Origin of the sequence: Mucilaginibacter robiniae (genome assembly GCF_012849215.1) — a bacterium.
GTDB classification, from domain to species: Bacteria; Bacteroidota; Bacteroidia; order Sphingobacteriales; family Sphingobacteriaceae; genus Mucilaginibacter; species Mucilaginibacter robiniae.
Genome location: NZ_CP051682.1, coordinates 657,413 through 670,642, shown reverse-complemented (window position 1 = coordinate 670,642; position 13,230 = coordinate 657,413). Strand labels below are relative to the sequence as shown.

Here is a 13,230-nt window from a genome sequence, read left to right as displayed (position 1 = left end):
GTAGCTGGGTTCGTAGTAAAAATAGCTTTGAAAAACAACGGGTTATTTAGATAATTAAACATATTTTTACAAACTTTGCAGATTAACTGAAATACAGATTAAATGGGTTTATTTAATTTTTTTACACAAGAAGTTGCTATTGACTTAGGTACTGCAAATACCCTCATTATACATAACGATAAAGTTGTGGTTGATGAGCCCTCTATTGTGGCTTTCGATCGCAAAACCAATAAAGTAATCGCCATAGGTCGCCAAGCCATGCAAATGGAAGGCAAAACCCACGATAATATACGTACTGTACGCCCGCTGAAAGATGGTGTAATTGCCGATTTTGATGCGGCCGAGCACATGATACGCGGTATGATTAAAATGATTAACAAAGGCAAAGGCTGGTTCTTCCCGTCATTGCGTATGGTAATCTGTATTCCATCAGGTATCACCGAGGTGGAAAAACGTGCCGTACATCAATCTGCCGAAATTGCAGGCGCTAAAGAGGTGTACCTAATTCATGAGCCAATGGCTGCGGCTGTAGGTATCGGTATTGATGTGGAAGAGCCTATGGGTAACATGATTATCGATATTGGTGGTGGAACTACTGAAATTGCCGTTATCGCTTTATCGGGTATTGTTTGTGACCAGTCTATCCGCGTAGCCGGTGATAATTTCGACTCGGATATTGTACAGTACATCCGCCGTCAGCACAATATTATGATTGGTGATCGTACTGCCGAGAAAATCAAAATTGAGGTAGGTGCTGCATTGCCTGAACTGGTAGATCCTCCGGGCGACTTTGCCGTACAAGGCCGCGATTTAATGACCGGTGTGCCTAAGCAAATTACCGTATCTTATACTGAAATTGCGCATTGCCTGGATAAATCTATCTCTAAAATTGAGGAAGCTATCCTGAAAGCGCTTGAAATTACGCCACCCGAACTATCAGCCGATATTTACCAAACCGGTATTTACCTGACTGGTGGTGGTGCTTTACTACGTGGTTTGGATAAACGTGTGGCTGCTAAAACCAAGCTGCCGGTTCACGTAGCCGAAGATCCGTTGCGTGCTGTAGTACGTGGTACCGGTACTGCCCTGAAAAATATTGGTAATTATAAATTTTTAATGCAATAATTGAGTTTCGTGTTGCGGGTTGTAGGTTGCGTGTTTTAAAATAAGCACCTAAATACAGCCCGCAACTTATCACTCGCAACCCGCCACTTACCGAACATGCGTAACCTTTTGATATTTATCAGTAAGTACAACGCATTTTTTTTATTCCTGATTTTTGAGATTAGTGCATTAATAATTTACGTAAAGTATAATACTTTTCAGAAAGCTACTTTTATCAATACCACCAATCAGATTACCGGCAATCTGGATGCTCAGGTTAACCGGCTTACAGGCTATTTATCTTTGCAAAAAGTGAATGATAGTTTAGCCCGCGAAAATGCACGTTTGTACAACCAGTTGAAATCCTCATACTATGTGGATACCAGTACCAAAAAAGCGGTAATTGATACCATATACAAACAACAGTACACCTACATTGAGGCCCGCGTAATTAACAATTCTGTTAACAAGCGCAATAATTATATTACCATACAAAAGGGAAGTGAAGATGGTATTAGTAAAGGTATGGGGGTAATGTCTAGTGCTGGCGTAGTAGGTTTGGTGGTATACACCACGCCACATTTATCATTAGTGCAGTCGTTGCTGCATAAAGATACCAAAGTAAGTGCTATGCTGGCAGGTATGCAGGATATTGGTACCATAATTTGGGGTAATGATATGAATCCGCATAAAGGTTTGCTGATTGATATTCCTAACAACGTAAAGCCTCGTATTGGGCAGGCTGTGGTAACGTCTAACTATTCTACACTTTTCCCGGCAGGTATTCAGGTCGGCAAAATCAGCAATCTGCATGCTCGTGGCGGTGGTTTCTTCCTGAACATGGAAGTAGCGCTTTCCGTTGACTTTAGTAAATTACAATACGTGTATGTGGTAAATAACAAGTTTGCTACCGAGCAGGCGGGAATGGAGGCTCAGGAAAAGAAAGATGATTAGGGTTTTTGTTGTTAACATACTCCGTTTTATAGCGCTGCTATTTTTGCAGGTTTTTTTGCTGAAGAACATCAGCCTATATAACCTTTCGGTGCCGTACCTGTACATTCTGTTTATTCTACTGCTGCCGTTCGAAACGCCTAATTTGCTGCTGTTCGTACTGTCGTTCATACTCGGTATATGCGTTGATGCTTTTTACGATACACCAGGTTTACATGCCGCCGCCTGTGTGTTGTTGGCTTTAGCGCGGGTGTTGTTTATTAGCATTACCGTACAAAAAGAAGGCTTTGATAATGAGCCTGAGCCCACTTTAGGGAATATGGGTTTCCGGTGGTTTTTTGCTTATGCCTCTATTTTAACCCTGTTTCACCATTTCTTTTTATTCAACCTGGAAGTTTTTCGTTTTTCTGAAATACAATATACGCTTATCCGTTTTTTAACTAGTTCAGTTTTTACATTATTTTTGATACTAATCTCCAGCTTCTTATTTTTCAGAAGAAAAGAACGTTAAATGAACAATTATTTTGAGCGCCGTTACGTTATTGCCGGAATATTCATAACGCTGGTCATCATTTTGCTGGCCCGCTTATTTTATATACAAATTGTGGATGACAAGTATACCTTGTATGCCACCCGAAATGTTATTCGCCAAAAAATTATCTTTCCAGCCCGTGGTCCAATTCTGGATCGTAATGGTAAAATATTGGTGCAGAACTTGCCGGTATATGATATTACTGTAATACCTAAAGAGGTAAAGCCGTTTGATACTTTAGAGTTTTGCCGGTTAATTGGTGTTGATAAAGATGGGTTTGATAAACGGTTAATCAAGGCCCGAAAATATTCGCCTTACCGGGAATCCATATTTGAAAAGCAGCTTTCGGTGCAGCAATATGCAGCATTGAGTGAAAGGATGTCTGAATTTCCAGGCTTTGATGTGCAACGGCGTACCATTCGTACTTACCCAGATTCAACCGCCGCTCAGTTTTTAGGTTATATTAGTGAGGTAAACGATCAGGATGTGGAACGCTCTGGTGATTACTATCGTCCTGGTGATTATATCGGTCGTACAGGTGTTGAAAAATCATATGAAACCATTTTGCGTGGACAGCGTGGTGTGCAAAACTTTATGGTTGATTCGCGTGGTGTATTTCAGGGCCAGTTTGCAGGTGGTAAGCTCGATACACCGGCTATTGCAGGAGAGCAGTTAACTTCATCGCTGGATATCCGCATACAAAAATTGGGCGAGGCGCTTATGCATAACAAGGTAGGCAGTATTGTAGCCATTGAGCCCTCAACCGGCGAAATTTTGTGTTTTGTAAGTAGCCCTACTTATGATCCGAATTTGATGGTAGGCCGGCAGCGTGGTAATAATATGGCTGCCATGTACAAAGATTTTTATCGGCCTTTGCTAGTGCGCCCTATTCAGGCGTATTATCCGCCTGGATCATCCTTCAAGCCGTTAGATGCTTTGATTGCTTTGCAAGAAGGTATTATCACACCTCAAACCACGTTTTTCTGTCCGCATTATTACCAAGCTGGCAATCATAGAGTAGGATGTGAGCACTTTGATGGCGTTACTGATTTGCGCAAGGCTATATCACAATCTTGCAATACCTACTTTTGTAATGTATTTGACCGCTTAATTAACAAAAATGGCGGTGGTCATCGTACAGCCGATACTTACATGAACTGGCGGACCAATGTGAACAAATTCGGTTTTGGCGTAAAGCTGGGTTTGGATTTGCCGCACGAACGTAAAGGCTTAGTACCTAGCAGTAAGTTTTATGATAACCGTTATCATAAAGATCATTGGCGGGTAAATACCATTATTTCTGATGCTATTGGGCAGGGAGAGCTATTATCAACCCCGCTGCAAATGGCCAATATTGAATGTACCATAGCGAATCGTGGCTTCTATTATACGCCGCACTTGATTAAAGCTATAGGCGATCGTAGAATTACGAAGGCAGAATATACTACCCGTAATTATGTGGGTATCGATTCTACTTATTTCAACCCAGTAATTGATGGTATGCAGGATGTGGTAGATCGGGGTACAGCGGCCGAGTCTCGTATACCGGGCATCATCATGTGTGGTAAAACGGGTACAGCGCAAAATAGAGGTAAAAACCACTCCATATTTGTGGGCTTTGCCCCACGTGATAATCCTAAAATTGCCATAGCTGTTATTGTTGAAAATGGTGGTTTTGGTGCATCATGGGCAGCACCTATTGCCAGTTATCTGGTTGAAAAGTATTTGCGTGATGCTATTACCCGGCCTAAGGCGCAGGTAGCGTATATTATGAACAAAAATCTGCTGCCGCCGCCGCCGGGATATAAGCCTCCTGTTCCCAAATATAAAATGGGGCCGGATAGTTTGAAAAAGACACAAAAAGACACCGCTCCTAAGCCGGTTATTTTGAAGTCAGTATCAGGCAAGCACAAAAAAGATACTTTTAGCCGGCAGTTGGCGGCTGTACAATTTAAACGCAGAGAGGATGAATAACCAACGCAGCTTTTTTTTCAACGTAGATTGGCTGACGGTAATATTGTACCTGGCGTTGTGTACCGTGGGTTGGTTTAATATTCATGCTGCTGTATTTGATGATCAGCATCCGGGCTTTTTAGATTTAGAAACTAATTACGGTAAGCAATTCATCTTCATCTTGTCGGCAATTGTACTGGGGACGGTTATTTTACTGCTGGATAGCCGCTTTTTTAGTGCCTTAGCTCCTGGCTTTTACGTAGTGACTGTGCTATTGCTGATGCTGGTGCTGATTGTTGGCCGCAATGTGGGTGGTAATCAGGCCTGGATACCTATAGGCAGCTTTAGATTGCAACCCTCTGAGTTTGCCAAGTTTACGACTTGTTTGTTGCTGGCCCGTTACTTAAGCGGAACTAATATTCGCATTACGGAGTTTAAATCTTTCTTAACGGTTGCTGCCATCATTGGCTTCCCTATGTTGCTGATTATGTTGCAGCCGGATACCGGTTCAACACTGGTATTTTGTTCGCTTATTTTTGTGTTGTACCGCGAGGGGTTATCGCCGTTGTTCCTGATTATTGCAGGTTTGCTGATTACCTTATTTGTGCTTTCCTTGTTGTTTAATCAGCTAATTTTAATCGGAATATTGATTGCTCTGGTAGTTGGAGCTATTTTCCTGTTCAAGCTGAGGCGCGAAACATTGGTGGTTCTGGTAGGAGGTTTGGCCATATCTGTTTTGTTCGTTTTTAGTGTAAATTTCATCTACAATAACGTATTAAAAAGCCATCAAAAATCACGCATTGATGAGTTGTTAGGTATTGCAAACGATGTGCGTGGGGCAGGGTATAACGTTAACCAGTCTAAAATTGCTATTGGTTCAGGCAAAATGTGGGGGAAAGGTTATTTGCAAGGCACACAAACCAAATACTCCTTTGTGCCCGAACAAAGCACCGACTTTATTTTTTGTACCGTAGGTGAGGAGTGGGGCTATGCAGGTTCATTAGGCGTTATTGGTTTGTACCTGTTTTTGCTGTTGCGTATAATTTATTTAGCCGAACGACAGCGAGCTCCTTTTTCCAGAATATATGGTTATGGGGTAGCCTCCATTATCTTTTTTCACGTCATTATCAATATCGGCATGACGATAGGCTTGGTGCCGGTTATTGGTATTCCGCTGCCTTTTATCAGCTATGGTGGCTCCTCATTATGGAGCTTTACCATTTTGCTGTTCATCTTGATTAAGCTGGACGCTAACCGACTTGGCTTAATAATTTAAAACAGGTTAGATAACCTATATACTTATCGCCGAAGAAATTCAAACCGTCCATCAGGCTCTAAGCGCATAATGGTGGATGGTTTTTTAGCAGAACGGTTATCTTGCTCCAGGTTAACTACGTAATCTACACCCGTTTTGATCTCTTCTGATACTTGCGCAAAATTTTGTGGTGAAGGCTGTCCGCTGATGTTGGCCGAGGTAGATACCAGAGGCTTGCGTAAACGTTGTATTAGCTGTTGGCAAAAAGGATGAGAAGTAACCCGGATGCCCACGCTACCATCAGCACTAATCAAGGCCGGCGAAATATTTTTAGCGCCAGGCATCACCAACGTCATCGGGTTTTCGGCATACTCAATCAATTCATAAGCAATGGCTGGCACTTCGCGTATGTAGCTTTCCAGTTTATTTTCGGTATCTACCAAAATCAGCATACTTTTGGCTTCGTCCCGCTGTTTAAGCTGGTATATTTTTTTAATAGCTTCGGTGTTGGTAGCATCGCAGCCTATACCCCAAATAGTATCGGTAGGATACAAAATGATGCCGCCTTGTTGTATAACTTCCAAGGCCTTATTTACTTCATCTCTAAGCATAAGTAAGCGTGTTTTTGTAAAGTTGCATGTATTGCTCAGCTAATGCCTCATCATTAAATTGCCTGGCGTAAGTTAAGCCCTGCGTTATCATGCGATTTCTTAATTCTTCGTTATGGAGTACTTGGCTAATGGTTGTTGCCAGTTCCTGTTCATCATCCGGATCAACATACAAACTATGCGGGCCTCCTGCTTCTTCCAGGCACGAACCTTTAGCTGCAATGACCGGAGTGCCTGAGTTCAATGCTTCCAGTATCGGTATGCCAAAACCTTCGTAGCGCGAGGGATAAATAAATGCCTGAGCCAACTGGTACAAGGCCGGCAGTTCATCAAAACTAACCTGATGCAAAAATATAACTTGACTGGTTAGCTGATGTTGCTGAATAAAGGCTTTTACCTCGTTCAGGTAATCTGTAGGTTTTCCTACCACTACTAAAGTAGCTTTAGCTTTTAAGCAAGATAAAGCCTTAACCAGCAGCATTAGGTTCTTGCGTTCTTCAATGGTGCCTACTGTTAGTATAAACTGTTCAGGAAGCTGATACTTTTGTTGTATAGATGCTTTTTGTGCGGGGGGGTGAGCTTGTGCAAAAACCGGATCGCAGCTTTGGTAAATGACACTGATTTTACTAGCAGGTACCTGCAGCAATTCAATTAAGTCATCCTTAGTTTTCTGACTGATGGCAATAATGCTGTCAGCTGTTTTACAGGCGTATTGTAGTTTAGCCCGGTAAATCATTCGGTTTACCCACCCGAAGTACTGCGGAAAGCGCATGAAGATTAAATCGTGCACCGTAAGTACCGATTTGATACCGCTTTGAGCTATACCTAGAGGTAATTCATGGCTTAAGCCATGATAGAGTTTCACACCATCCTGTTTCATGTTGTTAACAATGCCCTTAGTTCGCCACCAGGAAGATAATAGCTTGCTACCTGGTGCAACAGTGTTGGTATGTGGCAAATGGTTTAACAAATACGCGTGACGATTATCCTTAACTTCGGGTGTGTATAAGCTGTATTGATTTTCCGGGTAATACCTAGTCATAACACCAATGAGCCACCGACTGTAATTACCCAGACCGGTATTATTTAAAAAAGCTCTCTTGGCATCATAGCCTATGCGCATGGTGTGGGAGTACTTTAAAACGTCATTGCGAGGTACGAAGCAATCTATGCACCAGACATATTCAATATATCTTTACACCAATTGCTTCGTACCTCGCAACAATGCTTGGTAAATTTAAAACAAAATAACTTTCTTACACAGCCACGTTATTGTCCCGCAGTGCATTATTTAACGAAGTTTTTTTATCGGTTGATTCTTTACGTTTGCCGATAATCAGGGCACAAGGTACCTGGTACTCGCCGGCAGCAAATTGTTTAGAGTAAGAACCTGGAATAACTACAGAACGGGCAGGTACATGGCCTTTGTACTCAACGGGAGTAGAACCGGTTACATCAATAATTTTGGTTGATGCCGTAAGTACTACGTTAGCACCCAATACAGCTTCCTGCTCTACGTGAACGCCTTCCACTACAATAGCGCGTGAACCCAAGAAGCAGTTATCTTCAATAATTACCGGGGCTGCTTGAACGGGTTCTAACACACCGCCAATACCCACACCGCCGCTTAAATGGCAATGTTTACCAATTTGAGCGCATGAACCTACGGTAGCCCAGGTATCTACCATGGTGCCTTCATCTACATAAGCACCAATGTTTACGTATGATGGCATCATGATTACACCTTTAGCCAGGTAAGCACCGTAACGGGCAATACCATGTGGTACTACACGCACGCCAGCTTTGCGGTAATCCTCTTTCAATCTCATTTTATCATGAAATACAAAAGGGCCCACTTTAATTTCTTCCATCTGACGGATGGGGAAGTATAAAATAACCGCTTTTTTAATCCAGTCGTTTACATGCCAACGGTTGGTAATCAGTTCTGCTACACGGATTTCGCCTTTGTCTAATCGGGCAATCACAGTTTCAATCGCATTGATATAGGTATTTTCGCTGAGTAAGGCACGGTCTTCCCAAGCCTCTTCCACCATTTTCTTTAAAGTTTCAGCCATCATTCAAATTTTTGGCAAATTAAGGGATTTTTGAGGAAATTTGTTTTATACATTGTGATATAGGGGCTTAATTCAAAATTGCATGTTCAAGAAAGTTAATTATCTGAGATTACTGTCTAACAGCCTTGTTATGGCCATTTTAGCAATTCTTTCTTTCTTTATTTCATTTGCTGATAGTGAAGGTGGTTTTAGCGATAGTGTTTTCACTATAATCATTGTAGGTCTATTCACTGCATATTTCAAAGTAATTGCTTTACCATCTGTCTGTATTGGTTGGCTTTTAGGGAAAAATCATTTTCCTGGATACTTTTTAATTCTTGCCATAACCTGCCTTCTTTATGGATTGATTATTGAATGGATAATCATTAATTTTCAAAGTAAAACACGTGCTGAAATAGCGGAGAATGATCAATAAAACGAAAATAGAACAACTATAAATGCCTGAAAAAGAAAAACTACGAATAGATAAATACCTGTGGGCTATCCGCATTTTTAAAACCCGTACGCTAGCTACGGAAGCTTGTAAGGCTGGCCGTGTAAAGCTGAATGGCCAGAATGTTAAAGCATCCCACGAGGTGAAACTGGGTGAAACTTACAATGTATCGAAGGGTTTGGAGCGTAAAATATTAACAGTAACCGGCCTGCTCGAAAACCGCGTAGATGCCAAAACTGCGGTGAACTTTTACGCCGACCTTACCCCGGTGGAGCAAACGCCAGCTTTTAAATCCATGTTTCACTCTCCGGTATTGCGACGCGACCGGGGTACGGGCCGGCCTACCAAGCGCGACCGGCGGGAGATTGATGATTTACAGGAAGGGTATTTTGAAAAGCCACAAGGGGAAGAGGAGGAATGAAGCCGACCATCAGTATTGAATATTGCCCCAAGTGCGGCTGGATGCTGCGGGCTGCCTATATGGCGCAGGAACTATTAACCACGTTTACGGATGATGTGCATGGTGTGCTATTGCAACCTAGCGAAGTTAGTGGTAGTTACATCATCAGAGTTAATGAGTTGGAGGTTTTTAACCGTAAACAAATGGGGCGCTTTCCGGAAATTAAAGAATTAAAGCAGCTGGTGAGAGATGTGGTAAACCCTGAAAAGAGTTTAGGCCATTCAGACCGGTAACCTCAACGGAGGTTGATGTTATTAAAAACAAAGCCATCCCATTGTATCAACAGGATGGCTTTTTAGTTAGCATTAGTTACAATAATCTAGTTCAATATTATGCCTAATAATGTGTTTTCTGCGTGTTGATTTCCCATGCTTTAAAGGCGCTTAAAGCTTCCTCGTGCAAGAGTTGTTCTACAGGGAGTTTACGGGCAGTCATGGGCCGGTCTAACTCTTCGTAGATAAATTGGTCGTCAAAACCGATAGCGGCGGCATCGCTTTTGGTATTGGCGTAATAAATCTTATCCAAGCGGGACCAGTAAATGGCGCCTAAACACATCGGGCAGGGTTCGCAGCTGGTGTAAATAACACAGCCTTGCAGATTAAAGGTATTCAGTTGCTGGCAGGCCAGCCGTATGGTTGATACTTCGGCATGAGCAGTAGGGTCATTAGAAGGTACCACTTTATTGGCACTGGCGGCTATAACTTCCCCATCTTTAACAATCACTGCACCGAAAGGCCCGCCTAAGCCCTGAGCTACGTTCTGCTCAGATAAGGCAATAGCCATGCGCATAAATTTTTCGTGTTCTATATTTTCCATAAAATATCAATTCAAATTGGGTTATAGGTTTGATAAATGACCAGCGGTATCAGATATTGTTTTTCAAAAATCAGGAGACTGATTACAGCAGCGTGTTTCACAAGTGTTACATGTTTCAGTGTGTAACACCCTGTAACACTGACAAACCATTGGCAGTGGTGACACTGTTTTGCCAGTACATCGGTTAACTAGCTCTCAAAAACAGTAAATAATGTTCATAAAAAAACCTCAACGGTTTAGCTGAGGTTTTTTCTATCATTTTAACAGTTAAAATTATTTTTTGTCTTTGGCGTAAGCCTCGTTTAGTTTTTTTACCACGTCTGAAGTAATATCCAAGCTAGGGTCGCCGTATAAAATACCGCTGTTGCCTTTTTGGTAAGTCATTACCATTTTGTAACCCTTGTCTTTAGCATAAACCTTCAAGAATTCGGCAACTTTTTCATAAAGCTTACTTTGCTCGCTGGCGGTTTCATTTTGTACTTGGGCGCCTGCATTTTGCTGGTAAGCTTGCAGTTCCTGCTGTTTGCGTTGTAAACGTTGTTCGGTAGCTTGGCGTTGCTCGGCAGTCATGGTACCGGCACTTTTCTGGTATTCAGCTACTTCACGTTGAAAAGCCTGACCTTTGCTTTGTAAATCGCTTTGAGCGGCTTTGCCTTTGGTTTCCAAACGGGCCGACATATCTTTAAAGTAATCGTATTTGTTTAGCAGTGAGTCAGAGTTTACAAATACTATTTTGGCTGATTCATCAACGGCAACCGGGGCAGCAGCTGGTGATGAAGTGGTGGTTGTTTTATCCGCAGGTTTGTTTTGGTTGCAGGCAGCTATGGTGCCGGCTACTAACAGGCTTAAAGTAATTTTCGTAAAAATCGAAGCAGGGTTTTTCATTATGCTAACTTAAAAATTTCACAAATATATAACTTCATTACCAGTATCCTAATGTTTTAATGGCCCGATAATGACGTGTTTAGTTATCCACAGTAGCAAGAAATAGCTGTAAAATGCGTATATTTGTTAGTTAGTTTTTAAAACAAAATAATGAGCGAAGAACAACAGGATAGGTCCAATTATTCGGCAGATAATATCCAGGTTTTAGAAGGCCTGGAAGCGGTGCGTAAGCGCCCGTCTATGTACATTGGTGATACCGGCGTAAAAGGTTTGCATCACTTGGTGTATGAGGTTGTAGATAACTCGATTGACGAAGCTTTAGCCGGCTATTGCGACGATATTAAAGTTTTCATTAAACCCGGTAATGCCATTGAGGTACAGGATAATGGCCGTGGTATTCCAACCGCTATACATACTAAAGAAAAACGTTCGGCACTCGAAGTGGTTATGACCGTACTGCATGCCGGCGGTAAATTTGATAAAGATACTTACAAGGTTTCCGGTGGTTTGCACGGTGTAGGGGTAAGTTGCGTTAACGCCTTATCTACTCATTTAAAAACTACCGTTCAGCGTGAAGGCCAAATTTTTCAGCAAGAATATGAAAAAGGTAAGCCGCAATATGATGTTAAGGTAGTAGGTGAAAGCGAAAGAACCGGTACTACGCAATGGTTTCAGCCCGACCCTGAAATTTTTACTACCACGCTTGAGTATAAATACGATACGCTGGCTGCCCGTTTGCGGGAGTTGGCTTTCCTGAACAAAGGCATACGCCTGAGCTTAACAGATGAGCGCGAGCCGGATGAAACTGGCGAATTTCGCACCGAAATTTTCTTTTCAGAAGGCGGCTTAAAAGAGTTTGTTAAGTTTTTAGATGGCACCCGGGTGTCAATTATTCCTGAGCCTATTTATGTAGAAGGTACCAAGCAAGGTATTCCGGTTGAGCTGGCTTTGCAGTACAATGATACCTACTCAGAAAACGTATTTTCATACGTAAATAACATTAACACTATTGAAGGTGGTACACACGTAGCGGGTTTCCGTATGGGATTAACCCGTACCTTAAAAGCTTATGCTGATAAATCAGGTTTGCTGAAAAACGTAAAAGTAGATATTACCGGCGATGACTTCCGCGAAGGTTTAACCGCTATTATTTCGGTTAAAGTAGCGGAGCCACAGTTTGAAGGTCAAACCAAAACCAAGTTAGGTAACAGTGAGGTAAGCGGTGCGGTAAACGTAGCGGTAGGTGAAATTTTAAGTGTTTACCTGGAAGAGAACCCGAAAGAAGCCCGTCAGATTGTTAATAAAGTAATATTAGCTGCTACAGCTCGTGCTGCTGCGCGTAAAGCACGCGAAATGGTGCAGCGTAAAAGCGTAATGAGTGGTTCTGGTTTGCCGGGTAAACTGGCCGACTGTGCTAACAGTGATCCTGCTGTTTGTGAAATTTACCTGGTGGAAGGTGACTCGGCAGGTGGTACTGCCAAGCAAGGTCGCGCCCGCGAGTTTCAGGCTATTTTGCCGTTAAGGGGTAAAATCCTGAACGTGGAAAAAGCCATGGAGCACAAAATTTACGAGAACGAGGAGATCAAGAACATGTTTACCGCTTTGGGTGTAAGCATTGGTACCCCGGAAGATGATAAGGCCCTGAATATAGCCAAACTCAGGTATCATAAAATCGTAATCATGACGGATGCTGACGTGGATGGTTCGCACATTACTACCCTGATTCTGACTTTCTTCTTCCGTTACATGAAAGAACTGGTAGAAAACGGTTATGTGTACATTGCTTCACCTCCATTATACTTGGTTAAAAAAGGCAAAGATTTTGAATATTGCTGGACAGACGAGCAGCGTATGGCGGCCATTCAGCGTCTGAAAGGTGCCGGTCGTGAAGATAGCGTACACGTGCAACGGTACAAAGGTTTGGGTGAAATGAATGCGGAACAGTTATGGGAAACTACCATGAACCCGGCTACCCGTACTTTGCGCCAGGCCAGTATTGAAAATGCTGCTGAGTGCGATCATACTTTCTCTATGCTGATGGGTGATGAAGTAGCCCCACGCCGTGAGTTCATTGAAAAGAACGCCAAGTACGCACGTATTGATGCGTAATTGAAAGTAGAGTAAAATAAAACATAAATCATCGTCATTGCGAGGTACG

14 protein-coding genes are annotated in these 13,230 nt (G+C 42.4%); 9 read left to right on the top strand and 5 right to left on the bottom strand.

The window, feature by feature from the left end:
* The first annotated feature begins 102 nt into the window (after positions 1-102).
* The 5 genes from HH214_RS03070 (at position 103) to rodA (ending at position 5,816) form a co-directional block, all read left to right on the top strand.
* A complete protein-coding gene (locus HH214_RS03070; protein ID WP_169605949.1) occupies positions 103-1,125 on the top strand; it encodes a rod shape-determining protein in 1,023 nt (340 codons plus the stop codon).
* A gap of 96 nt (positions 1,126-1,221) precedes the next feature.
* On the top strand, positions 1,222-2,058 hold the full coding sequence (gene mreC, locus HH214_RS03065; protein ID WP_169605948.1) for a rod shape-determining protein MreC: 837 nt from the start codon (positions 1,222-1,224) through the stop codon (positions 2,056-2,058).
* On the top strand, positions 2,051-2,566 hold the full coding sequence (locus HH214_RS03060; RefSeq protein WP_169605947.1) for a rod shape-determining protein MreD: 516 nt from the start codon (positions 2,051-2,053) through the stop codon (positions 2,564-2,566). The genes mreC and HH214_RS03060 overlap by 8 nt, the downstream gene beginning before the upstream one ends.
* Entirely contained in the window at positions 2,567-4,561 is a 1,995-nt protein-coding gene (gene mrdA, locus HH214_RS03055; RefSeq protein WP_169605946.1) for a penicillin-binding protein 2, read from the top strand.
* Positions 4,554-5,816, top strand: a complete 1,263-nt coding sequence (gene rodA, locus HH214_RS03050; RefSeq protein ID WP_169605945.1) for a rod shape-determining protein RodA — start codon at positions 4,554-4,556, stop codon at positions 5,814-5,816. Before mrdA ends, rodA begins: the two co-directional genes overlap by 8 nt.
* Positions 5,817-5,839: 23 nt before the next feature.
* Here the strand turns inward: rodA and HH214_RS03045 are convergent, their stop codons facing one another.
* From HH214_RS03045 to HH214_RS03035, 3 genes are all read right to left on the bottom strand, one after another.
* Positions 5,840-6,406, bottom strand: a complete 567-nt coding sequence (locus HH214_RS03045; protein WP_169605944.1) for an L-threonylcarbamoyladenylate synthase — start codon at positions 6,404-6,406, stop codon at positions 5,840-5,842.
* Positions 6,399-7,526: a glycosyltransferase family 4 protein gene (locus tag HH214_RS03040; protein WP_169605943.1), complete on the bottom strand. Its 1,128-nt coding sequence runs from the start codon at positions 7,524-7,526 to the stop codon at positions 6,399-6,401. Before HH214_RS03040 ends, HH214_RS03045 begins: the two co-directional genes overlap by 8 nt.
* 133 nt (positions 7,527-7,659) lie before the next feature.
* Positions 7,660-8,478 (bottom strand): 2,3,4,5-tetrahydropyridine-2,6-dicarboxylate N-succinyltransferase, encoded by an 819-nt coding sequence (locus HH214_RS03035; RefSeq protein ID WP_390622379.1) that lies wholly within the window; start codon positions 8,476-8,478, stop codon positions 7,660-7,662.
* Positions 8,479-8,608: 130 nt separating this feature from the next.
* Here HH214_RS03035 and HH214_RS03030 point away from each other — a divergent pair, with 130 nt between their 5' ends.
* From HH214_RS03030 to HH214_RS03020, 3 genes are read left to right on the top strand one after another with little or no spacing between them, the layout of a single operon-like run.
* Positions 8,609-8,893, top strand: coding sequence for a hypothetical protein (locus HH214_RS03030; RefSeq protein ID WP_169605941.1), 285 nt, complete (start codon positions 8,609-8,611; stop codon positions 8,891-8,893).
* Between the two features lie 22 nt (positions 8,894-8,915).
* Complete coding sequence (locus tag HH214_RS03025; protein WP_169605940.1) at positions 8,916-9,332, top strand: RNA-binding S4 domain-containing protein; 417 nt, start codon at positions 8,916-8,918, stop codon at positions 9,330-9,332.
* A complete protein-coding gene (locus HH214_RS03020; RefSeq protein ID WP_169605939.1) occupies positions 9,329-9,604 on the top strand; it encodes a SelT/SelW/SelH family protein in 276 nt (91 codons plus the stop codon). Before HH214_RS03025 ends, HH214_RS03020 begins: the two co-directional genes overlap by 4 nt.
* Positions 9,605-9,707: 103 nt before the next feature.
* Here the strand turns inward: HH214_RS03020 and HH214_RS03015 are convergent, their stop codons facing one another.
* Both HH214_RS03015 and HH214_RS03010 read right to left on the bottom strand, forming a co-directional pair.
* Positions 9,708-10,187: a nucleoside deaminase gene (locus tag HH214_RS03015; protein ID WP_315853184.1), complete on the bottom strand. Its 480-nt coding sequence runs from the start codon at positions 10,185-10,187 to the stop codon at positions 9,708-9,710.
* Positions 10,188-10,460: 273 nt separating this feature from the next.
* Positions 10,461-11,072: an OmpH family outer membrane protein gene (locus HH214_RS03010; protein WP_169605938.1), complete on the bottom strand. Its 612-nt coding sequence runs from the start codon at positions 11,070-11,072 to the stop codon at positions 10,461-10,463.
* Positions 11,073-11,222: 150 nt separating this feature from the next.
* Between HH214_RS03010 and gyrB the strand changes: the two genes are divergently transcribed.
* Positions 11,223-13,181, top strand: coding sequence for a DNA topoisomerase (ATP-hydrolyzing) subunit B (gyrB, locus tag HH214_RS03005; protein WP_169605937.1), 1,959 nt, complete (start codon positions 11,223-11,225; stop codon positions 13,179-13,181).
* Positions 13,182-13,230: the final 49 nt, after the last annotated feature.